The sequence below is a fragment of the Autumnicola aciditolerans genome (assembly GCF_041679265.1).
Lineage (GTDB): Bacteria > Bacteroidota > Bacteroidia > Flavobacteriales > Flavobacteriaceae > Autumnicola.
The window spans coordinates 1-25095 of the sequence record NZ_JBGFSM010000017.1; the positions used below are offsets into that span (position 1 = coordinate 1).

24 protein-coding genes, 1 tRNA gene and 1 pseudogene are annotated in these 25095 nt (G+C 40.4%); 8 read left to right on the forward strand and 18 right to left on the reverse strand.

Annotation, left to right across the window (positions count from 1 at the left end):
- Nucleotides 1-893: 893 nt before the first annotated feature.
- The 15 genes and pseudogenes from rfbB (AB8M93_RS15985) to AB8M93_RS16055 all read right to left on the reverse strand — a co-directional run.
- Nucleotides 894-1733 (reverse strand): annotated as a pseudogene (rfbB, locus tag AB8M93_RS15985) (dTDP-glucose 4,6-dehydratase); the annotation flags it as partial.
- 587 nt (nucleotides 1734-2320) lie between these two features.
- Complete coding sequence (locus tag AB8M93_RS15990; protein WP_373059514.1) at nucleotides 2321-2995, reverse strand: hypothetical protein; 675 nt, start codon at nucleotides 2993-2995, stop codon at nucleotides 2321-2323.
- A 342-nt stretch (nucleotides 2996-3337) separates the two neighbouring features.
- Nucleotides 3338-4213 (reverse strand): glucose-1-phosphate thymidylyltransferase RfbA, encoded by an 876-nt coding sequence (gene rfbA / locus AB8M93_RS15995; protein WP_373059516.1) that lies wholly within the window; start codon nucleotides 4211-4213, stop codon nucleotides 3338-3340.
- A complete protein-coding gene (locus tag AB8M93_RS16000; RefSeq protein WP_373059518.1) occupies nucleotides 4213-5187 on the reverse strand; it encodes a UDP-glucuronic acid decarboxylase family protein in 975 nt (324 codons plus the stop codon). The genes rfbA and AB8M93_RS16000 overlap by 1 nt, the downstream gene beginning before the upstream one ends.
- 187 nt (nucleotides 5188-5374) lie before the next feature.
- Nucleotides 5375-6433, reverse strand: coding sequence for a dTDP-glucose 4,6-dehydratase (gene rfbB, locus AB8M93_RS16005; protein ID WP_373059520.1), 1059 nt, complete (start codon nucleotides 6431-6433; stop codon nucleotides 5375-5377).
- Between the two features lie 236 nt (nucleotides 6434-6669).
- On the reverse strand, nucleotides 6670-7620 hold the full coding sequence (locus tag AB8M93_RS16010; RefSeq protein WP_373059522.1) for a GDP-L-fucose synthase family protein: 951 nt from the start codon (nucleotides 7618-7620) through the stop codon (nucleotides 6670-6672).
- A gap of 262 nt (nucleotides 7621-7882) precedes the next feature.
- Nucleotides 7883-8995: a GDP-mannose 4,6-dehydratase gene (gmd, locus tag AB8M93_RS16015; RefSeq protein WP_373059524.1), complete on the reverse strand. Its 1113-nt coding sequence runs from the start codon at nucleotides 8993-8995 to the stop codon at nucleotides 7883-7885.
- A gap of 59 nt (nucleotides 8996-9054) precedes the next feature.
- The gene (cysQ, locus tag AB8M93_RS16020) at nucleotides 9055-9840 is read right to left on the reverse strand and encodes a 3'(2'),5'-bisphosphate nucleotidase CysQ (protein ID WP_373059526.1); all 786 of its coding nucleotides are present in this window, start codon (nucleotides 9838-9840) and stop codon (nucleotides 9055-9057) included.
- A gap of 28 nt (nucleotides 9841-9868) precedes the next feature.
- Complete coding sequence (locus AB8M93_RS16025) at nucleotides 9869-10222, reverse strand: four helix bundle protein (protein ID WP_373059528.1); 354 nt, start codon at nucleotides 10220-10222, stop codon at nucleotides 9869-9871.
- An 88-nt stretch (nucleotides 10223-10310) separates the two neighbouring features.
- A complete protein-coding gene (locus AB8M93_RS16030) occupies nucleotides 10311-11567 on the reverse strand; it encodes a sulfate adenylyltransferase subunit 1 (protein WP_373059530.1) in 1257 nt (418 codons plus the stop codon).
- A 73-nt stretch (nucleotides 11568-11640) separates the two neighbouring features.
- Nucleotides 11641-12546 (reverse strand): sulfate adenylyltransferase subunit CysD, encoded by a 906-nt coding sequence (cysD, locus tag AB8M93_RS16035; protein ID WP_373059532.1) that lies wholly within the window; start codon nucleotides 12544-12546, stop codon nucleotides 11641-11643.
- Entirely contained in the window at nucleotides 12539-13138 is a 600-nt protein-coding gene (cysC, locus tag AB8M93_RS16040; protein ID WP_373059534.1) for an adenylyl-sulfate kinase, read from the reverse strand. Before cysC ends, cysD begins: the two co-directional genes overlap by 8 nt.
- Nucleotides 13131-13574 carry a DUF2061 domain-containing protein gene (locus AB8M93_RS16045; protein ID WP_373059536.1) on the reverse strand — a complete coding sequence of 148 codons (444 nt, stop codon included), beginning with the start codon at nucleotides 13572-13574 and terminating at the stop codon, nucleotides 13131-13133. The genes cysC and AB8M93_RS16045 overlap by 8 nt, the downstream gene beginning before the upstream one ends.
- A gap of 452 nt (nucleotides 13575-14026) precedes the next feature.
- Nucleotides 14027-14500, reverse strand: coding sequence for a UpxY family transcription antiterminator (locus AB8M93_RS16050; RefSeq protein WP_373059538.1), 474 nt, complete (start codon nucleotides 14498-14500; stop codon nucleotides 14027-14029).
- A 534-nt stretch (nucleotides 14501-15034) separates the two neighbouring features.
- A tRNA-Leu gene (locus AB8M93_RS16055) sits at nucleotides 15035-15116 on the reverse strand.
- 199 nt (nucleotides 15117-15315) lie between these two features.
- On the opposite strand from AB8M93_RS16055, the gene AB8M93_RS16060 reads away from it, so the two are divergent.
- From AB8M93_RS16060 to AB8M93_RS16075, 4 genes are all read left to right on the forward strand, one after another.
- Nucleotides 15316-15903 carry a HupE/UreJ family protein gene (locus tag AB8M93_RS16060; RefSeq protein WP_373059540.1) on the forward strand — a complete coding sequence of 196 codons (588 nt, stop codon included), beginning with the start codon at nucleotides 15316-15318 and terminating at the stop codon, nucleotides 15901-15903.
- An 87-nt stretch (nucleotides 15904-15990) separates the two neighbouring features.
- Nucleotides 15991-16422, forward strand: a complete 432-nt coding sequence (locus AB8M93_RS16065; protein ID WP_373059542.1) for a deoxycytidylate deaminase — start codon at nucleotides 15991-15993, stop codon at nucleotides 16420-16422.
- On the forward strand, nucleotides 16419-18014 hold the full coding sequence (locus tag AB8M93_RS16070; protein WP_373059544.1) for a S41 family peptidase: 1596 nt from the start codon (nucleotides 16419-16421) through the stop codon (nucleotides 18012-18014). The genes AB8M93_RS16065 and AB8M93_RS16070 overlap by 4 nt, the downstream gene beginning before the upstream one ends.
- 10 nt (nucleotides 18015-18024) lie before the next feature.
- The gene (locus AB8M93_RS16075) at nucleotides 18025-18333 is read left to right on the forward strand and encodes a hypothetical protein (RefSeq protein ID WP_373059546.1); all 309 of its coding nucleotides are present in this window, start codon (nucleotides 18025-18027) and stop codon (nucleotides 18331-18333) included.
- On the opposite strand, the gene AB8M93_RS16080 is transcribed toward AB8M93_RS16075, so the two are convergent.
- Genes AB8M93_RS16080 through AB8M93_RS16090 form a run of 3 tightly spaced genes read right to left on the reverse strand, consistent with a single transcriptional unit; the run spans nucleotide 18325 to nucleotide 19716 of the window.
- Nucleotides 18325-18936 (reverse strand): FAD-dependent oxidoreductase, encoded by a 612-nt coding sequence (locus AB8M93_RS16080; RefSeq protein WP_373059548.1) that lies wholly within the window; start codon nucleotides 18934-18936, stop codon nucleotides 18325-18327. The two genes, AB8M93_RS16075 and AB8M93_RS16080, sit on opposite strands and share 9 nt — an antisense overlap.
- Nucleotides 18936-19136, reverse strand: coding sequence for a hypothetical protein (locus AB8M93_RS16085; protein WP_373059550.1), 201 nt, complete (start codon nucleotides 19134-19136; stop codon nucleotides 18936-18938). The genes AB8M93_RS16080 and AB8M93_RS16085 overlap by 1 nt, the downstream gene beginning before the upstream one ends.
- A 1-nt stretch (nucleotide 19137) precedes the next feature.
- Nucleotides 19138-19716 (reverse strand): MarC family protein, encoded by a 579-nt coding sequence (locus tag AB8M93_RS16090; RefSeq protein ID WP_373059552.1) that lies wholly within the window; start codon nucleotides 19714-19716, stop codon nucleotides 19138-19140.
- A 126-nt stretch (nucleotides 19717-19842) separates the two neighbouring features.
- Here AB8M93_RS16090 and AB8M93_RS16095 point away from each other — a divergent pair, with 126 nt between their 5' ends.
- The 4 genes from AB8M93_RS16095 (at nucleotide 19843) to AB8M93_RS16110 (ending at nucleotide 24959) form a co-directional block, all read left to right on the forward strand.
- A complete protein-coding gene (locus tag AB8M93_RS16095; protein WP_373059554.1) occupies nucleotides 19843-20418 on the forward strand; it encodes a DUF3109 family protein in 576 nt (191 codons plus the stop codon).
- A 274-nt stretch (nucleotides 20419-20692) separates the two neighbouring features.
- Nucleotides 20693-21670 carry a ribonucleotide-diphosphate reductase subunit beta gene (locus AB8M93_RS16100; RefSeq protein ID WP_373059556.1) on the forward strand — a complete coding sequence of 326 codons (978 nt, stop codon included), beginning with the start codon at nucleotides 20693-20695 and terminating at the stop codon, nucleotides 21668-21670.
- A gap of 147 nt (nucleotides 21671-21817) precedes the next feature.
- Nucleotides 21818-24277 carry a ribonucleoside-diphosphate reductase subunit alpha gene (locus tag AB8M93_RS16105; RefSeq protein WP_373059558.1) on the forward strand — a complete coding sequence of 820 codons (2460 nt, stop codon included), beginning with the start codon at nucleotides 21818-21820 and terminating at the stop codon, nucleotides 24275-24277.
- A gap of 304 nt (nucleotides 24278-24581) precedes the next feature.
- A complete protein-coding gene (locus AB8M93_RS16110) occupies nucleotides 24582-24959 on the forward strand; it encodes a GxxExxY protein (RefSeq protein ID WP_373059560.1) in 378 nt (125 codons plus the stop codon).
- Nucleotides 24960-25095 lie beyond the last annotated feature (136 nt).

Consider the following 25095-nt stretch of genomic DNA (forward strand, 5'->3'; position numbering starts at 1 on the left):
GTGAGTAGTGAGTAGTGAGTAGTGAGTAGTGAGTAGTGAGTAGTGAGTAGTGAGTAGTGAGTAGTGAGTAGTGAGTAAAATTGAAAAAATTATCGCTGATGAGGAAATCAACCGGGGAAAGTTACTAACATTACCTAAGAATATTCTATTAAACAATGTCAGCATTTTTAAAGCTAAAGGCAAGCCATTTTCAGCAACTATAGATGGTAGGACAGCGTATTAATCAGGATGAGGTAAATTACAGAGAAAAACTTACAGCCTAAACCTGTAGCTTAAAAAGTTTTTGTGAGATGCAGGCCCACTCCAAATTTCGAATCTCTATAGGAATTAAGATCTGAACCAATTTTAAGATTAAGTAAAAAAGGCTTCTCCAGGATCCGGGCTTCGGAATAAAGGTACAGCGCATCTTCGTCTAATCCTTCAGAATTTAATGCTTCGGCATAAGTACCTTCGTTATGGGAATAACTTACCAGTATTTTGAATGGATATTCACGGGAGAAAAGATTTGCAATACCTTCCAGGCCAAAATGATGAGCAGCAAATTTATTATTGATAACAAGCTCCATTTCAGTGTCATAAAGAAAAAAAGGAGCACCTAAAATCTGGTCCTGGTATGCAAAACCCGAATTATACATCAAACGATGTCCTAAATAATTATCGGCACCCCATTTATTGACATCATGACTTTGGTCACGGGTATAATAAAATTCATAAATAATGGATTGAAACCAGCCGCTACCATTATTTTCAACAAAGATTCCGTACCGCCCATCAGGAAAATTGGCAAAACGGCTGCCTGAGCCATCTTCAAAAATATTATTATAAATAAATTGGGTAGTAAGATCGCCGCTCTTTTTAGTAATATACACTTCCCATGAGCCAAGATGGTTACCCAACGCATTGCTCACATCTCCCTGTCGTGCTCCTTCAGCACCCATCTGGTTGCATAGCAATTTCACCAGATCTATATTTTTCCATTCATTGAACCCACCAATATTATAGGAATCATTTAGTTTGCCTCTATGATACACAAGATCTATAGCAATGGCATGATCTATAACATACAACCAGTCCCGGGTGTAATTACCATCTCCATAAACTGGAAGGGGTTTTTTATTGATGATATTATGGATCATTAGGGGGATTAGCTTTTCCGGAAAATGATTGGGACCATAGTTATTGGAACAATTGGTTATTACTACAGGCAGGCCATAAGTATCAGCATAGGAGCGAACAAAGTGATCTGAAGAGGCTTTCGACGCGGAATAAGGCGAATGAGGATCATAGCTGGTTTTTTCGGTAAAAAAACCTGTTTCCCCCAATGCCCCGTAAACCTCATCTGTAGAAACATGATGAAAACGCTTACCACTAAAATCACGCTGCCAAATAGCTTTGGCCGCATTTAGGAGGTTTACAGTTCCCAGAACGTTGGTCTTAACAAATTCTAATGGTGAACTAATTGATCGATCTACATGGGATTCTGCTGCTAAATGTATCACACCATCAGGTTGTTCTCTTTTAAATAAATCCTCAATAAAAATAGCATCAGTAATATCTCCTTTTACAAATCTGTAATTGGTTGATTCCTCAATATCCTTTAGATTTTCAAGGTTACCTGCATAGGTAAGACTGTCGAGATTGATTATCTCATACTCCGGATAGTGGTTCACAAACTGCCTTACCACATGAGAACCAATAAAGCCAGCTCCACCGGTAATAATTATTTTTTTCATTTCTCTTGTATTATGTGAGAGGTTTTATTTTCATAATCAATGAAAACCTCTTAGAATCACTGATAAGAATTCCCCAATGTATTATTTTTGTTAACTAGAAAATACTTCATCACTCAAATTGCTGCTGTTATTTCCAAAAGAAGGTTAAGCAGTTTAATAAAATATATATTTACCAGTTGTTCCACGGCTTCGCCTCTATTAGCCCCAATTTTCGGAGTAATAAGACTATATTTTAGGAAGCCGCAAAGCTAGAGGTAGAAATTTTTTATCCAAAGCTTAATATGTTAAATTTTTTAACTATTAAATTTTTATACATTAAGAAATGATTAGATATTTTATAAAAGTTTTTGTAATTGTAAATAGTGGTAAGTTTATAATACCAATTAAAAAAAGATGCGCCCCTGTTTTTAAGGAATTCTGAAATTTAATAAGATCTTTCTTTTGGTATCTAACTCTAAAAAAATCATACTTTTATACAGATGATGAAGGAATTCATTTACATAAAGTAAATTAAACAGAAGGAGGAACTCGACCAAAGAATATTTACAAAGACAAAAACAGTTTTAATAAATTATTGCAGATGAATTTTAAAAATAGCATCCCCCACGGCCACTTCTAGCCCACCTGGGTTTACTAGTATCAAAGATCCTGTAGCCAATGCTGAGCATAAACTGGTTTAACCGCCCATCATCAAAATAAGCTTCCTGCATAATATTACCTATGTCCACAAACTGGTTTCTTTTAGAATCAAAGGTAAAATCAAAGCGAAGATCTATTTCCCACCTGTTAAGCACTACTTTAACACCCAGCTGGGTGGCAATATTCCTTTGTAGCTCCTGTATGGGAACAGCAGTATTTTCCAGGTCTGCCTGTAGAAAATTCTGATATGCAGGGCCTGCGTATATAGCCACAGGGCCATAAATATTATATCCAAATAGTAAAGGAATACTAATCTTATCTACGGAATATACAGAAGGCAGGTTTGGAAATGCGAATTCCCCTTCGGCATGGCTGTAAAACACCTCCGGGCGAACAAAGAATTTACCAAAACCCACTTCTAAAAAAGCCCCTCCTAAAAAACCAATTTTAGAATCTGCCGAAAAAGAACCGGCTGAACCAACTACTTCAGCAGCTTTTTCATTAACAGTATATCCCAGGCCTGCTTTCAGGCCAAAGCTATATTCCTGGGCAAAAACCGGAAATGCCCCGAACAGGAATATTAAAAATATTCCGATTTTAAATATGTGTTTTAACTTTCCCAATAGAATAGATTAAGCTTGAAACAACAGCTATTTTCAAAAGTAGAGAAAAAATGAGCTTTCGTTTTCTTATTCACAAATGTTTAAGATTATGTAGCTAGCTTTAACCTTAAAACGGGTATTTTGCAGATTTAGTCTCTGGTATAAAAAATTCCAGTAATTTTTGTTCTGTTAAGGCAGGAGTAAAGCCTTTTAGGTAATAACCTCCTCTTATTAAATGGCTGGAAGTTTTGCCTTAAAATTATTTACTACAGTATGGCATCCCGTTCGGAGCTAAAATTTTAGTTGTCCAGCTATAAAGTTCCCAGGAAAGCCCTTCGCCGTATAATAATTATTAAAAGACCTTTAATCCCTGATCCTTTTTAAAAGGTACTGGCCATAGGCGTTCTTTTGAAGTGGCAGCGCCAGTGCCCGTAATTCTTCTTTGTTGATATAACCTTTCTCGTAGGCTATTTCTTCTATACAGGCCACCTTCAGGCCCTGCCGCTTTTCTATGGTATGAATAAAATTGGAGGCTTCCAGCATGGATTCGTGTGTTCCGGTGTCCAGCCAGGCATAACCCCGGCCCATTAATTCCACTTTTAAATTCCCCTGTTTGAGGTAAGCTTCATTTACCGCCGTAATTTCCAGCTCTCCGCGATTACTTGGTTTTACCGCTTTTGCAATTTCTACTACAGAATTCGGATAAAAATACAAGCCAGAAACTGCGTAATTACCCTTTGGCTTTTCGGGTTTTTCTTCTATACTTATCACGTTGCCGCTTTTATCAAATTCGGCTACCCCATATCTTTCAGGATCATTTACGTAATAGCCAAAAACCATGGCTTTCCCTTTCTTTTCCACATTTTCCCGTGACTGCTTTAGAAGTCCGCTGAAGCCATGCCCATAGAATATGTTATCCCCCAGCACCAGACAAACGTTATCTTCCCCAATAAACTCCTCGCCAATAATAAATGCCTGGGCCAGGCCATCTGGGCTTGGCTGTTCTTTATATTCGAATTTCATGCCTAATTCTGAGCCATTACCCAATAATCTTTTAAAATTCGGCAGATCTTCAGGCGTTGAAATCACCAGGACTTCCCTTATTCCCGCCAACATAAGTACAGAAAGAGGGTAGTAAATCATCGGTTTATCGTAAATACTGAGCAGCTGTTTAGATATTCCTTTTGTGATTGGATATAAGCGGGTGCCGGAGCCCCCGGCGAGGATAATGCCTTTCATTATTCCTGGTTATTTAACTCTCTTGACCTTGTGGAGAGCAATTCTTCAAAATAAGCGATGGTTTTCACCAGCCCTTCTTCCAGCCCAACTTTTGGCTCCCAGCCACCTAGTTCCTCTTTTGCCAGGGTGATGACCGGCTTGCGCTGGGTAGGATCGTCTTTAGGCAGGTCCAGGTGGATAATTTTAGAATTGGAGTTGGTTAGGGAAATAATTTTATGGGCGAGTTCCAGCATGGTAAATTCGCCGGGATTACCAATATTTACCGGCCCGGTAAAGCCGTCCCGGCTGTTCATCATTCGAATGGTACCTTCCACCAGGTCATCTACATATTGAAAGCTTCGGGTTTGAGTGCCGTCCCCAAAGATGGTAATATCTTCTCCTTTTAAGGCCTGAACTATAAAATTGGAAACCACCCGGCCGTCATCAGGATTCATGTTAGGGCCATACGTATTAAAGATCCTGATGATCTTGATATTTACGTTATTTTGTAGATGATAGTCCATAAATAAGGTTTCTGCGCAGCGCTTGCCTTCATCATAACAGGAACGCTGGCCTATAGGGTTTACGTTGCCCCAGTAGCTCTCCGGCTGCGGATGTACAGCAGGATCCCCATAAACCTCACTGGTACTGGCCTGCAGGATCTTCGCTTTCACCCTTTTAGCAAGCCCAAGGGTATTAATAGCACCCATAACCGAGGTTTTGACGGTTTTAATGGCGTTATACTGGTAATGTACCGGGGAAGCAGGACAGGCAAGGTTGTAAATCTCATCCACCTCAGCAAAGTAAGGACGGGTGATATCATGACGAACCATTTCAAAATAAGGGTTGTCCAGCAGGCCTATAATATTCTTTTTACTTCCGGTGAAGTAATTATCCAGGCAAATCACCTCATTGCCCTCTTCCAGCAATCTTTTACATAAATGAGATCCCACGAAGCCGGCTCCTCCTGTTATAAGTATCTTTTTTCTTTCCAACTTTCTATATCTTTTTAATTTTTCGATTTAGCCTGTAAAATAAACCTAAGGATTAACTAAAGTATTCCTGACCGCCTATTTCAGCAGAACCTAAATAAAGTTTTATAAGTATTTAAAGGGTTTAATATCACTACTTCTTTAAAATTTTTCGCCTCTGTGCCTGCTTCAGCTTAAGCCAGAAGTTTTTTTAAACATACTGCTTTTTATAATACTCCTGGTAGGCTCCGGAAGTAACATTTTTTAACCACTTTTCATTTTCAAGATACCAGTCGATAGTTTTACCAAGTCCTTCTTCAAAAGTAACACTGGGTTTCCAGCCCAGCTCTTCATGAATTTTGCTGGCATCAATGGCATACCGGAGGTCATGGCCCGGCCGGTCTTTTACAAAAGCGATCAGCTTTTCACTTTCACCAGGTTCCCGGTTTAGTTTTTTATCCATCTGGCGGCATAGCAGTTTCACCAGGTCTATATTTTTCCATTCGTTGAATCCTCCAATATTATAGGAATTATCCAATCTGCCTTTATGAAACACAAGATCTATGGCGATGGCATGATCTATAACATACAACCAGTCCCGGGTATAATTGCCATCCCCGTAAACCGGAAGCGGCTTTTTATTAATGATGTTATGGATCATTAAAGGAATAAGCTTTTCCGGAAAATGATTGGGGCCGTAATTGTTGGAACAATTGGTAATAACTGTCGGAAGGCCATAAGTATCTGCATAAGATCTTACAAAATGATCTGAAGAGGCTTTAGAAGCGGAATATGGCGAATGCGGATCGTAACTTGTCTTTTCGGTAAAAAATCCTGTTTCCCCCAATGCCCCATAAACCTCATCTGTAGAAACGTGATGAAAAAGTTTATTGCTGAAATCATTCTTCCAAATTATTTTTGCAGCATTCAGAAGGTTTACCGTGCCCAGCACATTGGTTTTTACAAATTCCATAGGAGAGCTTATGGAACGATCTACATGAGACTCTGCGGCAAGATGAATAACCCCATCTGGCTGCTCTTTTCTGAAAAGTTCATTTACAAAGGTTTCTTCAGTAATATCTCCTTTTACGAAATAGTAATTATCCTCATTTTCAATATCTTTTAAATTTTCAAGATTGCCGGCATAGGTAAGTTTATCCAGATTGATAATCTTATAATCAGGGTATTTTTTTACAAAACGCCGCACTACATGAGAGCCTATAAAACCCGCACCTCCTGTAATAATTATTTTTTTTGAAAATGATTTCATTTACCTCATCCGGATTAGGCGGAAATATACCATTGTTATGGCTATTATGAAAATCCTAAGGCCGTTACACATCCGACTTTCCTTAAAGGAAGATCAACAAAATTGTAATTGTTCTATATAATTCAAAGGATTTACCCCATCTAACTACAATTATTTTTAAGCTAAAACCTTCTACCTGAAAGAAGAGACAGCTATGTTTTAAGTATATCCCTAAGAAGGGAAGACTTTAACCAATATTATAACTTTACCTGCTTATAATTTTCACTGTTTTGCAGGAACCATCCATAGGTTCTTTTAATCCCTTCTTTTAATGAGGTAGTGGCTTTCCAACCGGCGTTTTTCATCTTATCCACATCCATCAATTTTCGTGGGGTGCCATCCGGCTTACTGCTGTCCCAGATAATCTCACCATCATGGCCTACTATTTCCTGAATCAAGACTGCCAGTTCTTTTATGGTGATATCTTTCCCTGTACCTATATTGTAAAGATTTTCCGGCAGTTTATTATTAAGAGCAAAGTAAACAGCATCGGCAAGGTCATCTACAAACAAAAATTCTCGCATAGGATTACCAGAACCCCATAATTCCACAGGTGTATTTCCATTTTTAGCGGCATCATGGAATTTCCTGATCATCGCGGGAAGTACATGGGAGGTCCTTAAATCGAAATTGTCATGCGTCCCGTATAAATTAGTGGGCATAAGGCTTACAAAATCTTTTCCGTGCTGCTTTCGTATCGCTTCACAAGCCTTAACGCCGGCAATTTTGGCTATGGCATACCACTGATTAGTTTCCTCCAGCCTGCCGCTAAGGAGGTATTCTTCTTTTAAAGGCTGGGGAGCCAGTTTGGGATAGATGCACGAACTGCCCAGGAATATAAATTTTTCCACCCCGGCCTTATGTGACTCATCTATAAGGTTATTCTGGATTTGCAGATTTTCCATTAAAAACTGGTAAGGATAATCATTATTAGCCATTATTCCTCCCACCCTTGCTGCCGCATCTATAACCACTTCCGGCTTTTCTTCCGCAAAAAATTGTTTTACAGCCTGCTGATCACGAAGATCCAGCTCCTTAGAAGTTTTTCCGGTAATATTGGTAAAACCTTCTGCTTCCAGCTTTCTCCAGATCGCGGAGCCTACCATACCACGGTGGCCGGCGATGTATATTTTCGTATTATGTTCCATAAATTTAGATTTCGCGGATTTAAAGATCGATTCCGCCGATAGTTCTAAGAATATTTTAGCTCCCCTCCTTTTTTTAAGGAGGGGTGGCCAAAGGCCGGGGTGGTTAAAATTTACCCTTCCGTCTTAACCTGCTCCCGCAGGTTAATCCACCTTCCCTTTAATAGGGAAGGAGCTGCTTATATAACAATCATTCGGAATATTTAAAGACATTACTCTCATGTTTTAACCGCTTCCACCATTTTACTGTTTCACTGTTTCACCATTACTCGTAATAATTCATAATCTGGTACCCGCCGTCTTTGATGTGTTGTTCCTTCTGCATCAGTTTTATATCGCTTTGCATCATGTCCTTTACCAGGTCCTGAAGATCGTATTCCGGTTTCCAGCCCAGTTTGGTGTTGGCTTTAGTGGCATCTCCAATAAGCAGATCCACTTCAGTAGGGCGGAAATAATTTGGATCTACAGCCAGCACTTCCTTGCCTTTCTTCAACTGAAAATGCGGATTACTGCAGGATTTTACATATGCTTTCTCTTCTACTCCTTCGCCTTTAAACTCCAGTTCTATTCCTGCTTCAGCAAAAGCCATTTTCACAAATTCCCTCACGGGGGTGGTTTTTCCGGTTGCAATTACCCAATCCTCAGCCTCTACAGCCTGCAAAATCATCCACATCATTCGAACATAATCTTTAGCGTGCCCCCAGTCCCTTTGCGCATCAAGATTACCCAGGTAGAACTTATCCTGTAAACCTAAAGCAATCCTTGCCGCTGCTCGGGTGATCTTACGGGTCACAAATGTTTCTCCTCTTAACGGGGACTCATGGTTAAAGAGAATCCCGTTGCAGGCGTACATCCCGTAAGCTTCGCGATAATTTACCGTAATCCAGTAGGCATACATTTTTGCCACGGCATAAGGGCTGCGGGGATAAAAAGGAGTGGTTTCAGACTGCGGCACTTCCTGCACCTTACCATATAGTTCTGAAGTGGAAGCCTGGTAGATCCTGGTCTTCTTTTCAAGGCCTAAAAGCCTCACCGCATCCAGGATCCTTAAAGTTCCCAGGCCATCAGCGTTCCCAGTGTACTCGGGAATTTCAAAAGAAACATGCACATGGCTCATCGCGGCCAGGTTATAGATCTCATCGGGTTGAATTTGTTTGATGAGACGGATAAGATTGGTACTATCGGTCATATCCCCGTAATGAAGAATAAAATTCCTCTTCTCTTCATGCGGGTCCTGGTACAGGTGGTCCACCCTATCTGTATTAAACAATGAGGACCTTCTTTTAAGGCCATGCACTATATATCCCTTTTTAAGAAGAAATTCACTTAAATAAGCCCCGTCCTGCCCGGTCACCCCGGTGATTAATGCTGTTTTCATTTCCTCGCTAATTACATGGATTTATCGATTTAAAAGGATTGCAACAAGTTACGTTAGTTTTACTTGACTAAAAACCAGTTATTCAATAATTTTTCCCGGTTATAAAGCATTTCTTTTTTTGTGCTGTACTCGAGCACTTTTTTACCTGCAAAGCTACATATCGCCTGCCCGGCTGCGGTATCCCATTCCATGGTTGGAGCAAAGCGCGGATATTCATCAGCCGCTCCTTCAGCAACCATACATAATTTTAAAGAACTTCCCTTCGAGATGCTTTCCACTTCGCCATACTTTTCTTTCAATTCTTCAATATATTCAACCGTTTCCGGAGAAAGATGGGATTTACTGGCTACTACTGTAAATATTTTGGTGTTCGTTATGGGAAGTTTGGAGGCTTCTTTAATTAATTCTTCAACTGAAGTAACTCCATTATTTACTTTTGATTTGAATGAACCAGAATATTTATCAGCGAAATAAATCTCTTTCAGGGCAGGTACATAAATCACTCCTAAAACAGGCTTTTGATCTTCTACTAAAGCTATATTGACAGTAAACTCTCCGTTCCTTTTAATAAACTCTTTGGTTCCATCTATAGGATCCACAATCCAAAGCTGCTTCCAGTTTTTTCTTTCTTCATAAGGAATATCCTTGCCTTCTTCTGAAAGTACAGGGATTTTAGTTTCTTTCAGGAATCTCATGATGATCTTGTGAGAAGCAAGATCGGCTTTGGTAAGCGGGGTAGTATCTCCTTTAAAGCCCACTTCAAAATCTTCATTTTCATAGATCTCCATGATTCGATTGCCGGCGGCCAGGGAGGCTTTTATTGCTGTTTCGAGTAGTTGTTTCATTTAGGCTGTAGGCCATAAGCTATAAGCTTTAGGCTTTTAATTTTTTACTTAAACTGTATACTTTTTTCTTGATGAGATTTATTCCGGAATTAAGTTTTTCAACCTCTTCCTCATCCATAAATGATAAATCATGTGCCAGAATGAAAAAATATTCTAATTCGTGAGCAGATCCCAGGGCAATCTGAACGAACCGGTTAAAATCCTTATCAGTTTCTCTACCACATCCATCACTAAAATTTGAAGGGATGGAATACGCAGCTCTTTGCATCTGTGTAACCAACTGATATTTTTCAGAATCTGGAAAGGAAGAAGTGATTTTATAAACATCCAAAACCAGTTTATGGCTTAGCTTCCAAACATCATATTTCCTGAAATCTCTCACTTTTTCCGCTTTAGGCTTTAGGCATTAAGCTGTAGGCCATATTTTATTTTTAAAAAGCATACAGGCTATAGCTTACGGCTTAAAGCTTTTAGACTATCATCCCCGCCGCTACGGTCTCGTTGGTGTTCTCATCAATTAAAATTATGCTGCCGGTATTGCGATTATCCCTGTAGGAATCCAGCATGAGCCTGTGGGTGGTCCTTATCTTTACCCTGGCGATATCGTTCATGGCAAGATCCTTATCTTCTGTATTCCTGTTATAGGTATTGATATCGATCTTGTAAACCACATCCTTGATCATCGCACGCTGCTCGTTAGAAGTATGTATCACCGTATATTTTGCCCTTGATTTTGCCGAGTCATTATTTAACCAGCACAGCATTACGTCGAACTCCTGCTCTCCCTCGGGCTGATTGTTCTTCTTTACGATCATATCCCCACGGCTGATGTCTATATCATCTTCCAAAGTCATGGAAACAGACATAGGCGCATAGGCTTCCTGAATCTCCTGCTCGCCGGCATTGATAGATTTTATTTTGGAAGTAAAGCCCGAGGGCAATACCGCCACTTCATCTCCCGTCCTGTAGATGCCACTGGCCACACGGCCCGCATAGCCCCTGTAATCCCTGAACCCTTCACTTTGAGGCCGGATTACCGTTTGCACAGGAAACCGGGCATCAATCTTATTAATATCACTGCTTATATGGAGGGTCTCCAGAATATTCAGCAAAGTACCGCCCTGGTACCAATGCATTTTTTCTGAACGGTTTACCACGTTATCTCCAAGCAAGGCACTAATGGGAATAAACCGTACATCTTTCATTAAAAGCTTGGAAGAGAATTCTTCAAATTCTCCTATAATATCATTAAACCTTTCTTCTGAAAAATCCACCAGGTCCATTTTATTTACGCAAACAATCAAATGCGGAATATTGAGTAAGGAGGCGATAAAGGAATGTCGCTTTGTCTGTTCAATTACCCCTTTACGGGCATCTATCAAAATGATTGCAGCATTGGCCGTGGAAGCCCCGGTAACCATATTGCGCGTGTACTGGATATGGCCCGGAGTATCTGCGATAATAAATTTTCTCTTTGGAGTGGTGAAGTACCGGTAAGCCACATCTATGGTGATGCCCTGTTCTCTTTCATCCTTTAAGCCATCGGTAAAAAGTGCCAGATCCACCCCATCATAGCCCTTTTTTGCACTGGTGGCACTTATTGATTCCAGCTGGTCTTCAAAAATCGATTTTGAATCGTAAAGCAGGCGCCCGATAAGGGTGCTCTTCCCGTCATCCACACTTCCTGCCGTTGTAAATCTTAATAACTGATTGTTGTTGATTTCCATTTTTTTTTGATGCTATAAGCTGTAGGCTTTAGGCTATACTTACTGCATATAGCTTAAAGCTTAATGCCGTTTTCTAAAAGTAACCTTGTTTCTTCCTGTCTTCCATTGCGGTTTCAGAACGCTTATCGTCTGACCGGTCTCCTCTTTCGGTTTTACGCATAGCTGACACCTCCAAAGCAATTTTCTCTAAAGTGTCTGCTTCAGATTCAATTCCGCCGGTAATGGTAATGTCTCCCAGGGTACGGAAACGGATCTTCTTTTTTTCGATTTTCTCCCCTTCTTCCAGCCTCAGGAATTCAGAAACCGGAATAAAGGAATTGCTCCTTTTTACCACCTCACGTTCATGGGCAAAATATAAAGAAGGAATTTGAATGTTTTCCCTTTTAATATAGTTCCATACATCCATCTCTGTCCAGTTGCTTATTGGAAAAGCACGAAAATGCTCTCCTTCAAAATGTTTGCCGTTTAAGAGGTTCCAAAGTTCCGGCCGCTGATTTTTAGGATCCCATTCCCCAAAATCATTTCGGTGAGAAAAAAACCGCTCTTTAGCCCTGGCCTTTTCTTCATCCCTTCTTCCCCCGCCTATAGCGCAATCTACTTTATTGGATTCTATGGCATCCAGAAGAGTGGTGATTTGCAGGGAATTCCGCGTAGCATTTTTCCCTTTTTCTTCGGCCACCCTTCCCAGATCTATAGATTCCTGTACAGAGCACACTATTAGTTTTGCACCCAGCTCTGCAACAAGAGCATCCCTGAATTCTATAGTTTCCGGGAAATTATGCCCGGTATCCACATGCATTAAAGCAAAAGGAATCTTAGCCGGATAAAAAGCTTTTTTTGCCAAATGGGTAACCAGAATAGAGTCTTTGCCTCCCGAGAAAAGGATCACCGGATTTTGAAACTGTGCCCAAACCTCTCGAAGAATATAAATTGCTTCCGATTCCAGCTCATCCAGGTAATTAAGAAAATATTTATGCATCTTTAAGTATTAATTTAGGTGCTACTTTTTTTAAAATGATCTCTACCGCTTTATCAATCTCGCAACTTTCAGTATCTATAATCACATTAAAATCAAGAGGTTTCTCATAAGGAGAACTAATGCCAGTAAAATCTTTGATTTCCCCGGCTCTTGCTTTTTTATACAACCCCTTTACATCCCTCCTTTCGCATTCCTCTATAGAAGTATCTACAAAAACACCAAAAAAATTCTCTTCTCCAACAATGTCTTTCACCGTTTCCCGGTCTGCTCTTAAAGGGGAAATAAAAGCTGCGATCACCACAGTGCCGGAGTCGAAGAAAAGCTTTGCAACCTCAGCAATCCTTCTAATATTCTCACTCCTGTGCTTTTGGCTAAAACCAAGATCTTTATTAAGGCCGCTTCTTATATTGTCCCCATCTAAAGAGTAGGTGTGTATGCCTTTATTGAACAAGACTTGCTCTACAAGGCTGGCCAGGGTAGATTTGCCTGAACCGGACAACCCGCTAAACCAGATCACCAACGGCCGGTGTCCTTTTAATTTATTTCTTGAAATCCTGTTAATGTTATAATCCTGCGGAACGATATTATCCATTAGATCCTGATTTTGTTTCCTGTTTGTGTTCAGGGAGTCCGTAATTGCTTTTGTACCAAATTCTTTCATGGAAATAGTACAAGAGCATTTTAGTAATCACCTCGGTAAAGCCTATCTTTAATCCTGTTAAGGCATTGCCGGAGATAAGCCATGCAAGGAGCATGGTATCCATTGTTCCCAAAAACCTCCAGCTAAAGGTTTTCAGAAGATGCCTAAACCGGCTTTTTTTAATTTCTCCTTTTAGGTCAAGCCTGTACCAAATCCTTTCATGAAGATAATACAACAGGGTTTTAGTTACAACCTCTGCCATTCCTATTTTCATCCCGGTTACAGGATTTCCTGAGATAAGCCAGGACAGCAGGATGGTATCTATACTCCCAACCATTCTCCATGTTGCCGCTTTGGCCAGGTGCCTTTTATAAGCCGAATCTCCCATTAATATTTAACCGCCAAGCTTTTTATTCTTTCTTTTTCCAGCATAAGCCACTGCTTAAATCTACTCTGAAATTAAATTAAGCTTACAATTCCATAAACACCAAACATAGAACAAAGCTTCCGGGAATTTTGAGTTTCCTATTCCCAAAACTATAAAAGGTATTTGGAACAATCTGCCATTTTAAAGGAAGATTAATTCTAATCCAACGTAAAAATAAAGTACTGGAACAATTTCTTAGATGCCAAGGAGCGTAACGAAGACAACTGGTTTGTGAAGGGAAAGCTAAAATTTGCTCTGGCAGATATAGTTAGAATCTACCTGTTGTATTTCTCCTATATACTAAGTAGGAATGTAATAGGTTTGAACTTTGCAGAAGCCCTGGGCTTTAGCTGAAGCAACCTTTTTACCCCCTCAACCCGTAATTTAAACTTTAATAACACCTAACTAAACCCTCAAACCACATCTGATATTTTGGCCGTGACCAGGCAACCTATAGCGGGAAGGAAAAGCCGCATTCTCTTTTTCCCTATTTCCTGAATATTCGCCTGTTGGTCCTTTAATGCCCCCTGGGATATTTTTACCGTATCCCCAACGGAGTACTTTTCAACTTTTACCTCATCTACCTCATCGTTTTCCAGCCAGTTCCTCAGGGTTTCTATTTCTTCATCTCTTACCACAGCAGGTTTCCCTAACCAAAACAGGTAACGCACCACTCCGGGAGCATCAAAAACTCTTGGGCGGTCTTTATCGCTAAGCCGCACAAAAATATAAGATTTAAAGAGCGGGGAGGTGATTTTCTTTTTGCGATCGCTCCACTGCCTTAACTCGGTATGGGTAGGACAGTAGGTTTCTATTTTTAATTGCCGCAGCGCTTTATCCACCTTCATTTCCCACTTAGGTTTGGTATACAATACGTACCACTTCATGATTTCTTTTTTAATTAAACCATTCCAGGTAGGGAGCCGGAGGTTTTTTTAACACCCTAAATCTACAAATTATATATTAAAATGGCAGATAGAATTAAGGCCAGAAATCGCTTTATTGTGACCCATATTTTAAAATCTCCCGAGATTGCCCTTTTACCATGCAGCAGTAATCTCAGTTTACAGATATATTTTTTATTCCTGAGCAATTTTGCATAGAAGACGACCTGAAAAAGCAGGTTTAGATTTATAAAAATTTCCATGCAGAAATTATTTTTTCTACATTTACTAAATTGGAAAAGGTAATACTCAAAAAGTCTGTCTTAGGGGTCGGGAGAAATTTCGAGCCGTCATCGCTTAAAAATTTAGAATTTGCCTTTTAATTCCTTTGATTTTGGTATTTTCCTGGCTATTGTATTCAGTATTTATTGGGCTATTGCCAAAAATAAAATTTATCAATTGAAATTTTGAGCTTACTATATTTTTAATTCAAAAAACAAAAAACCCTTGCAAATTAGCTTTACAAGGGTTCTTAAGTACTCGAGGTGGGAATCGAACCCACACTTCCGAAGAAACTGGATTTTGAATCCAGCGCGTCTACCAATTCCGCCACTCGAGCAAATGGAGGGCAAAAATAATAAAAATTTCCCTCCGCAGTCAAAATTATCAGGGATTTTTATTCCCCTTCCATAACATTAGCCTTTCCGGAAACCACTAAGCTAAAAAACTGATTTCCCCAAAATATTCCCTGGCAGCTTCCAAAGTTTTGCAAATTCTTCGCGATATCGTACTTTCGCCATTTCCCATAATAGAAATAGATGTCTCAGTTTTGGTTGTATTACAGGCTTGGCCTGGAACATATTCTGGATTGGCAGGCGTATGATCATGTACTATTCCTGGTTGTGCTTATTGTGGGTTATACCTTTAGCAGCTGGAAAAAAATTCTCTGGCTTATCACGTTATTTACTATAGGCCACACCCTGGCATTATTCCTTTCGGTTTATGAAATAGTGAAGGTAGACACCGCCTATGTGGAATTCCTTATTCCGGTGACCATTCTTATTACCGCCTTTTACAATGTTCTTACTGCAGGTAAGAACGAAAAAAGCCGAAACCAGAACATGCTTTATTTCACCACGGTCTTCTTTGGCGTTATCCATGGCCTGGGATTCTCCTCCTACTTCAAAATGATTGCATCCACCGGCGAAAGCAGGTTCTTCCCGCTACTGGAATTTGCCCTGGGTATAGAAACGGCACAGGTTGCCGTAGTTTTAATAATAGTGATCCTGGGCTTTATTTTTCAGAATATGATAAGGGTTTCCAGGAGGGATTGGATCCTGGTTATTTCTTCTGTTGTTATTGGTATTATTTTACCCATTCTTCGGGATAATTTTCTGGCAATTTAATACTTTAGCTATTCTGAAATTTTCAGAAATCTGATTTTCAATACTTCAACTCTTCAGCATATATCCTGAAGTGCAGAACAATTACGCATGCAAAAAAACAAGCAACTTAAATACGATAAAGCTTACCTTAGGATCGCCCGGGAATGGGGAAAGCTTTCCCACTGTAAAAGAAAGCAGGTTGGCGCACTTATTGTTAAAGATAGAATGATAATTTCTGACGGGTATAATGGCACTCCCAGTGGTTTTGAGAATTTTTGTGAAGATGAAAACGGCTATACAAAATGGTATGTGCTTCATGCAGAAGCAAATGCTATTCTTAAAGTTGCCGCATCTACGCAATCCTGCAGCAAAGCCACATTATACATTACCATGTCTCCCTGTAAGGAATGCAGTAAATTAATTCATCAGGCCGGGATCACCCGCTTAGTATATAATATTGACTATAAAGATAATTCCGGGCTGGAGTTCCTTCAAAAGGCGGGAGTGGAACTTCAACAAATAACAGACTTAGATAATTGAAAGATAAAAACAAAATATATATCCCATTACTTCTTGGTATGGCCTGCGCCCTTGGTATTTTCCTGGGAGCAAAGCTGGATATTTCTACTTCACAAGGCTTATTTTCAGAAAATCCCAAGAAGCAAAAACTCAACAGGCTTATTGACTACATCGATTATGAATATGTAGATGATGTAAATACAGACAGCATTGTTGATGTTACCGTAAACAGGATCCTGGAAAACCTGGACCCGCATTCTGTTTATATCCCCAAGAAAGAATACGATGCTGTAAGTGAGAATATGCAGGGGGATTTTGTGGGAATTGGCGTTAGCTTTTATTCCGTGGGAGATACCGTGGTGGTTATCCAGCCGCTGGAAGGCGGCCCAAGCCAGGATGTTGGAATCCATGGCGGGGATCGCATTCTGTACGCAAATGACCAGCAACTTTTTGGAAAGAATTTGTCCAATGACTCTATAATTAGCCAGTTAAAAGGTGAAGAAGGCAGCAATGTGAACCTGAAGGTGCTGCGCAAGGGAGAAAAAGAAATACTGGATTTTAATATTACCCGGGGCAAAGTTCCTTTAAAAAGTGTGGATGCTGCTTATATGCTTACCAACAAGCTCGGCTATATTAAAATCAACCGCTTTTCAGAAACTACTTATGAAGAATTTGATAAAGCTTTGGAGAAGCTTCGCAAACAGGGAGCAAAGGAAATTGCACTGGATCTTCGCAATAATCCCGGGGGGTATCTTGCTGAAGCCATTAATGTAGCAGACGAATTTTTAAAAGATGACAAGCTTATCCTCTTCACCAAAAACAAAAGCGGCGCAATTGAAAAAACCTTTGCACAGCGCCACGGAGATTTTGAAAACGGTAAGGTATATGTGCTTATAAATGAAGGATCTGCCTCTGCCAGCGAAGTGGTTGCGGGCGCCTTGCAGGATAATGATGTGGGCACCATTATTGGCCGAAGGTCTTATGGAAAAGGACTTGTTCAGCGTGAAATGGACCTGGGTGACGGCAGCGCGGTGAGATTAACCATTGCCCGCTATTACACTCCTACCGGCCGCTCCATTCAAAAACCTTACGAGGAAAATAACGAAAAATATTTTAACGACTACCTGCGCCGGTATCGCAATGGCGAACTGCAATCTGCCGACAGTATTCATGTGGCAGACTCCCTGCGCTATATTACCCCCGGTGGAAAAGTGGTCTATGGCGGTGGCGGCATTATTCCGGATGTATTTGTCCCTAAAGATGTGGATGCTGAAAAAGAGCAGATTTCACTGTTGCTCAACCGCGGATTTATGAGCCGTTTTATTTTTGAAGTTCTTGATGAGAACAGGAGCTACTTTAATTCCCTGAGCAGAAAAGAATTTGAGAAAAAGGTTATTATTGATGACCAGATGGTTGCCGACTTTTTAAGATATATAAGGTCACATCCGCCCGGGTTAAACATTAAAATAAGCCATTATGAGCCCCTGCTAAAACAATACCTTAAAGCGGTTATGGCTGAACAATTGTTCGGAACTAATGCATTTGAACAGCTAAAAAATGAAGATGATCGAATAATAGACAAAGTAATCGAATTGTCGAAGGAAAAAACCTAATTTAGGTGATGTGAATACTACCTACGGATATCTATGGGCCTGTGTGACCATCTCCCCTCTATTATTTTTTATAATCGCGGTGAGCTTCCGGTTACTGGATAACAGCTCTCTTCTTTTTCTTCAGAAGGAGATTTTGGTAAATTCCTCCAATGTTTCCATAAAAAGTATCCAGGAGCAAATAGAAAATCATCCGGATGAAACCTTTAGAAAACAGCTTAAAAGAGCTTTGGTTTACAGGAAACTGCACCGCACCTTTATCTGGTTAATGGTACTTTCCCTGCCCATAATGCTGGTTTCGCTTTACCTGTTGTTACACTAATTTATCGTGCACTTTTACATGCTCCCCATTATTCCATTGGGTTAAAACATCTGTTGCCACCGCGGCACCGCTACCACAGGCAATGGCATACTGGCTCCTCCAGCCGGCCAGAGAACCCGCCACATACAATCCCGGAGCTACCAGGTGATCCTCATTTTTAAGCTGAAGCCTGTTTTTTGATGTTTTTGCCTTCTTATGCGGAATAATATACTTTTCCAATCCATTAATACGCAGTGAGGCTTCATATCCCACCGCCACCACCACGGTTGTGGCAGTATAACTGTTTTTATTGGTCACTACCTGAAATCCTCCGGCTGCAAGAGCAGTGATTTCCTTTACTTTTTCCTTTTCAATCAGGGCAACCTCAGGATAAAGATGTTGCAATTGCTCCTTGCCTCTTTTTAAAATAGAATTTCCGGTAGTTCCGGGCTCTAGACCCAAAACATTATTAAACAATGCCGATTGTAAATGAGAAGTTTTTTGATGCAGGATGATCCCGGCTGTTTTCCCTTCAGCAAAAGGTTTACTCATGGCAGAACCAATAACCAGGGCACAGGACATGCCCGCAGCTCCTCCCCCTACAATTAACACATCAAAATTCATTATCCCTGCTTTTGCTTTTTGGCAATTGTACGTGATATCAACAGGATAACCATAAGTATAATCACACAGGTACTGGCAAGGATAGCCGCCGAGGCTTTGGCACTGTCCCCATCCAGAAGATTATTAAAATCCAGGATACTTATATTATAACCAATTAAAACAACAGCCAGTAAAATTATGGTATATATAAAAAACTTCATTTTAGAAAAGACTTTGAATATTTGCCGTAAAGAGCTTCACTGCAATTGCCAGCAGGATCACTCCAAATATTTTTCGAATTACATTAATTCCCTGCTGCCCTAATATCCGCTCAATTTTACCGGAAGACTTCAGCACAGCATATACAAAGATAACATTGATTACAATAGAAACAATGATATTTACCGTTTCATATTCAGCCCTTAAAGACAAAATAGACGTCATGGTGCCCGCACCGGCAATAAGCGGGAAAGCCAGCGGCACTATAGAGGCCGTTTGCGGAGTATCGTCTTTATAAAGCGTTATCCCAAGGATCATTTCCAGCGCCAGAAAAAACAGGATAAAGGCACCGGCCACGGCAAAAGAGTTTACGTCAATCCCAATAAGGTTTAAGATTTCCTTTCCTAAAAACAGAAAAACAACCATCAAAAGCCCGGCAACAATAGAAGCTTTTTCACTTTCTATATGGCCGGATTTCTTCCGCAGATCTATAATAATGGGAATGCTGCCAATAATGTCTATCACCGCGAAAAGCACCATGCTGGCGGTAAATACTTCCTTTAAATTAAATGTGGACCACATAGGCTTCAAAATTTCGCGCAAAAGTACTGTTTAATAGAGAAATGAGAAGCCGGGAAAACCAAGATTTTTTATAAAATTCTATGGTGCAAACCATGCCGAAAGCACAGATAAAATTATATTTGCAGCATGTTTCAGTTAGGAAAAACTATAGTATCTGAAGAGATCATTAAAAATGATTTTGTGTGCAACCTCTCTGCCTGCAAAGGAGCCTGTTGTATAGACGGGGATGCCGGCGCGCCGGTGGAGCAAGAGGAAGCCCGAATCCTGGAAGAGCTATATCCCAAGATTAAACCTTTTCTACGGAAAAAGGGTATACAGGCCATAGAAGAACAAGGCACTTCCATCACAACAGATTTAGGAGAAATTGAAACCCCGCTTATTAATGATGCCGATTGTGCTTATGTAACATTTGATGAAAAAGGCACTGCCCTCTGCGGGATTGAAGAAGCCTACAATCAGGGAGCTATAGACTGGAAAAAGCCTGTTTCCTGCCATCTCTATCCTGTTAGGGTACAGGATTATACCGAATTCTCTGCCGTGAACTACCACCGCTGGCAAATTTGTGATGATGCCTGTAGCCTTGGGGCTGAGCTGGAAGTTCCGGTATATAAATTCGTGAAAGAAGCACTTATCCGCAAATTTGGGGAAGACTGGTACCTGGAACTGGAAAAAATAGCTGAAAACCTTAACAATAGAGACTAACGGTTTCCTGAAATTATTGCTTTTTTATTTCTCTGCTATTGCTTCCATAGGGTTTACCCGCTCGCCTCTCACTTCAGTATTTATTATCCTTTTAAGTACTTTTTCATTAAAATTCCCTCCTGTTTTCATCTTTTGTTTTAAGAAAATTTTGGCTGTCCCTGTTAAAAACTTTGTGGAAAACGTTTAAATCTTTTCCTACAAACCAACTAAGGAATTTACAATCTTTGTTATGGACGTAACCTATTAACCACTACAAAACTAAACCCTTATCGCTATGGCCCAACTGGAACCCATTTTACAGGAAAACAAAGACCGGTTTGTAATTTTTCCCATAAAACATCATGATATTTGGGACTGGTATAAGAAAATGGAAGCCAGCTTTTGGACAGCCGAAGAGATAGACCTTCATCAGGATTTGAACGATTGGAACCACAAACTAAATGCTGACGAGCGTTACTTTATAAAACATATTCTGGCATTTTTTGCCGCTTCAGATGGAATTGTAAATGAAAACCTGGCAGAGAATTTCGTAAACGAGGTGCAATATGCCGAAGCCAAATTCTTCTACGGCTTTCAGATTATGATGGAAAATATTCATTCTGAAACCTATTCTCTTCTTATTGATACGTATGTAAAAGAAGACCGGGAAAAAGAGAAATTGTTTAAAGCCATAGAAGTTTTTCCTGCCATTCAGAAAAAGGCAAAATGGGCATTGAAATGGATAGAATCAGATTCTTTTGCGGAACGATTAATCGCTTTCGCAGCCGTGGAAGGGATTTTCTTCTCAGGCTCCTTCTGCTCGATTTTCTGGCTGAAAAAACGCGGATTAATGCCCGGGCTAACCTTTTCTAATGAACTTATTTCCAGGGATGAAGGTGTGCATTGCGATTTTGCCGTTCACCTGCACAATATCCACCTGGTGAACAAAGTACCAAAGGAACGCATTCGTGAAATTTTGGTAGACGCCTTAAATATTGAACGCGAATTTATCACCGAAAGCCTTCCCGTAAGCCTTATTGGAATGAACGCAAAGCTCATGACGCAGTACCTGGAATTTGTGACCGACAGGCTGCTGGTAGAACTTGGCTGTGAAAAAGAATATGGCGCTTCCAACCCGTTTGATTTTATGGACATGATCAACCTGCAGGGAAAAACCAATTTCTTTGAGAAAAGAGTTGGGGAATATCAGAAGGCCGGGGTGATGAATAAAGATAAAAATTCAGATAAAATCAGTTTCGACGCTGATTTTTAGAGAAAGCCGCAAACAGCACGCTATCCCCCAATAGGTGCTGTTTCAGCTTTAAATAATATAACCACCGGAATTCCCGCATTTTTCCGCGGAAAGAACCTGGCTAGAATACCTATACCCTTATTTAAAGTTAACTAAAACTGAAATCTGATGTACGTAGTAAAAAGAGATGGACGCAGGGAGCCCGTAATGTTTGATAAGATCACCGCCAGGGTCAAAAAACTTTGTTACGGCCTTAATGAACTGGTAGAACCCGTAAAAGTTGCCATGCGGGTGATTGAAGGTTTGTATGACAATGTGACCACCAGCGAACTGGATAATCTCGCTGCTGAAATTGCCGCCACCATGACCACTTCGCATCCGGATTATGCAAAACTGGCCGCACGTATTTCAGTCTCCAACCTGCATAAAAACACCAAAAAGACCTTTTCTGAGGTCATGGCAGATCTTTATGAATACATAAATCCCAGGACGGGAGAGAAAGCTCCCCTGCTGGCAGATGAGGTTTATGAGGTGATTCAGAAGAACAAGGAAACCCTGGATTCTACCATTATCTACAACCGGGATTTTGGTTATGATTATTTCGGCTTTAAAACCCTGGAACGTTCTTATCTTTTAAAACTAAACGGAAAAATAGCCGAGCGGCCGCAGCACATGCTTATGCGCGTGGCGGTTGGAATCCATTTAAATGATATAGACGCTGCCATTGAGACTTACGAGCTCATGTCTAAAAAATATTTTACCCACGCCACTCCTACACTTTTCAATGCCGGCACGCCAAAACCTCAAATGTCTTCCTGTTTCCTGCTCACCATGAAGGACGACAGTATAGACGGCATTTATGATACTTTAAAACAGACCGCGAAAATTTCACAATCTGCAGGAGGGATTGGCCTTTCCATACATAATGTTCGCGCCACGGGATCTTATATCTCGGGGACCAATGGTACTTCTAATGGCATTGTTCCCATGCTAAGGGTTTTTAACGATACCGCCAGATATGTGGACCAGGGCGGCGGGAAACGTAAAGGCTCCTTTGCCATGTATGTAGAACCCTGGCATGCCGATATTTTTGATTTTCTTGATCTTAAAAAGAACCACGGAAAAGAGGAAATGCGCGCACGTGATCTTTTCTATGCCATGTGGGTGCCGGACCTTTTTATGAAAAGGGTTGAAGAAGACGGGAACTGGACGCTAATGTGCCCGCATGAGTGCCCCGGCTTGTATGATGTTCATGGCGAAGAATTCGAAAAACTTTACCTGAAGTACGAAGCGGAAAAAAAAGGACGAAAATCCATAAAAGCAAGGGAACTTTGGGAGAAAATCCTGGAATCCCAAATTGAAACCGGGACTCCGTATATGCTTTATAAAGATTCCGCCAACAGGAAATCAAACCAGAAAAACCTGGGCACGATCCGTTCTTCAAACCTGTGCACCGAAATTCTTGAATATACCAGCAAAGATGAAGTTGCCGTTTGCAATCTTGCTTCCATCGCTTTGCCCATGTTTATCAAAAATGGCGAATTTGACCATAAAGAACTCTATAAAATCACCAAACGCGTCACTAAAAACCTCAACAAGGTGATTGACCGCAATTATTATCCTGTTGAAGAGGCGCGCAATTCCAACATGCGCCACCGGCCGGTGGGATTGGGGGTACAGGGCCTGGCCGATACTTTTATAAAGCTGAGACTGCCTTTTACAAGTGATGATGCGAAGAAGTTAAACCAGGAAATCTTTGAAACCCTCTATTTTGCTGCTGTTACTGCTTCTATGGAACTGGCAAAAGAAGAAGGCCCATATTCCACTTTTAAAGGTTCGCCCATAAGCCAGGGTGAATTTCAGTATAATTTATGGGGTATAAAAGATGAAGACCTTAGCGGCAGGTGGGATTGGGGGAAACTCCGCCACCAGGTGATGAAACATGGAGTGCGCAACTCCCTTCTTGTGGCGCCTATGCCAACAGCTTCCACTTCCCAGATCCTGGGAAATAATGAAGCTTTTGAACCCTACACCTCAAATATCTATACAAGACGTGTGCTTTCCGGGGAATTTATTGTGGTGAACAAACACTTGCTGGAAGACCTTGTTGCCCGTAATTTATGGAATGACGAGGTTAAAAATGCCATTATGCGGAACAATGGTTCTGTACAGGATATTGATGTAATTCCGCAGGACCTGAAAGAACTTTATAAAACGGTATGGGAAATGAGCATGAAGGATATAATAGATATGTCCCGCCAGCGCGGTTATTTTATAGACCAGTCGCAGTCCCTAAACCTGTTCATGGAAAATGCCAATTTTGGAAAACTTACTTCCATGCACTTCTATGCCTGGAAAAGCGGTCTTAAAACCGGGATGTATTATCTAAGGACAAAAAGCGCTGTGGACGCCATAAAATTCACCCTTCAGAAAGAAACAAAAAAGGAGCCTGTTGCTGAAACTGCTTCTGCCGCGCCTTCCCGTGCCGCTGAAACTTTAAAAAAAGAAGAAAATACCAATTCAACCACTCCTCATGAAGAAGGCTCACTTTCCGCGGAAGAATTACGGGCCATTATCGCACAATCCAAAGAAGAGGAAGGTGACGATTGCTTAATGTGTGGATCTTGATTAAAGAGAGGAAAGACTGTTGAATGTTGAATGTTGAATGTTGAAAGAGTACAGAAACAATTTACAAAGGAAGACAGATAAATGAATTGATTTTTCAACAAAGCGTTCTGCGAAAATCAGCGAGATCTGCGGGGGAAAACATAGTACGTTTGATTCTGAAGAGGAGCCTGATCTCTCAAAAACAGCTTCAGAATAAAGAGAAAGAAGTAATTTTTAATGCGGATGAAGCATTGCGAAATTCCTTTTTCAGAAAATCCCGATCCAATCCATAGAAATAGTACCTTTAAAAAATTGAATGCACCTGATGAATGAAAATGAAATATCTTATAAAATAAGAGGGGCTATTTTTAAAGTTTTTGGGCAATTGGGACCGGGATTATTAGAATCTGTTTACACAGCTGCATTGCAATATGAGTTAGAAAAAGAAAATTTAAATGTTCTTAAGGAAGTTCCTGTTCCTGTATATTACCAAAACCAGAAGCTTGAAATAGGTTTTAGATTAGATTTACTTGTAGATCAGAAAGTTATTATTGAAATAAAATCTGTTGAAAATTTGGCAGAAGTCCATCATAAGCAGGTAATCACTTATTTGAAACTAACGAATTTAAAGCTTGCCATTTTAGTTAATTTCAATGTTAGCAATATTTCCGCAGGAATATTTAGAAAGGTAAATGGACTTTAGATCTTTTCACAGGAACCTTAAAAAAGATTTTTCTCCCGCAGAAAACGCAGGGAACCGCAGAAAAATATTTATTTCAGAAACTCAATCTGCGAAAATTAGCGGGATCTGCGGGAAAAAGCAATGAAGAATTTTCCCG

Bases quoted from the DNA above. Each gene is read 5' to 3' on its own strand.
- rfbA (WP_373059516.1), bottom strand. From the start codon at position 4,213: ATGAAAGGCATTATCCTCGCCGGGGGCTCCGGCACCCGCTTATATCCA.
- AB8M93_RS16080 (WP_373059548.1), bottom strand. From the start codon at position 18,936: ATGAATTTTGATGTGTTAATTGTAGGGGGAGGAGCTGCGGGCATGTCC.
- AB8M93_RS16010 (WP_373059522.1), bottom strand. From the start codon at position 7,620: ATGGAACATAATACGAAAATATACATCGCCGGCCACCGTGGTATGGTA.
- AB8M93_RS16095 (WP_373059554.1), top strand. From the start codon at position 19,843: ATGTTTCAGTTAGGAAAAACTATAGTATCTGAAGAGATCATTAAAAAT.
- AB8M93_RS16050 (WP_373059538.1), bottom strand. From the start codon at position 14,500: ATGAAGTGGTACGTATTGTATACCAAACCTAAGTGGGAAATGAAGGTG.
- cysC (WP_373059534.1), bottom strand. From the start codon at position 13,138: ATGGATAATATCGTTCCGCAGGATTATAACATTAACAGGATTTCAAGA.
- AB8M93_RS16100 (WP_373059556.1), top strand. From the start codon at position 20,693: ATGGCCCAACTGGAACCCATTTTACAGGAAAACAAAGACCGGTTTGTA.
- AB8M93_RS16045 (WP_373059536.1), bottom strand. From the start codon at position 13,574: ATGGGAGATTCGGCTTATAAAAGGCACCTGGCCAAAGCGGCAACATGG.
- AB8M93_RS16030 (WP_373059530.1), bottom strand. From the start codon at position 11,567: ATGGAAATCAACAACAATCAGTTATTAAGATTTACAACGGCAGGAAGT.
- rfbB (WP_373059520.1), bottom strand. From the start codon at position 6,433: ATGAAATCATTTTCAAAAAAAATAATTATTACAGGAGGTGCGGGTTTT.
- AB8M93_RS16060 (WP_373059540.1), top strand. From the start codon at position 15,316: ATGTCTCAGTTTTGGTTGTATTACAGGCTTGGCCTGGAACATATTCTG.
- gmd (WP_373059524.1), bottom strand. From the start codon at position 8,995: ATGAAAACAGCATTAATCACCGGGGTGACCGGGCAGGACGGGGCTTAT.
- AB8M93_RS16085 (WP_373059550.1), bottom strand. From the start codon at position 19,136: ATGAAGTTTTTTATATATACCATAATTTTACTGGCTGTTGTTTTAATT.
- AB8M93_RS16065 (WP_373059542.1), top strand. From the start codon at position 15,991: ATGCAAAAAAACAAGCAACTTAAATACGATAAAGCTTACCTTAGGATC.
- AB8M93_RS16090 (WP_373059552.1), bottom strand. From the start codon at position 19,716: ATGTGGTCCACATTTAATTTAAAGGAAGTATTTACCGCCAGCATGGTG.
- cysQ (WP_373059526.1), bottom strand. From the start codon at position 9,840: ATGAAACAACTACTCGAAACAGCAATAAAAGCCTCCCTGGCCGCCGGC.
- cysD (WP_373059532.1), bottom strand. From the start codon at position 12,546: ATGCATAAATATTTTCTTAATTACCTGGATGAGCTGGAATCGGAAGCA.
- AB8M93_RS16110 (WP_373059560.1), top strand. From the start codon at position 24,582: ATGAATGAAAATGAAATATCTTATAAAATAAGAGGGGCTATTTTTAAA.
- AB8M93_RS16105 (WP_373059558.1), top strand. From the start codon at position 21,818: ATGTACGTAGTAAAAAGAGATGGACGCAGGGAGCCCGTAATGTTTGAT.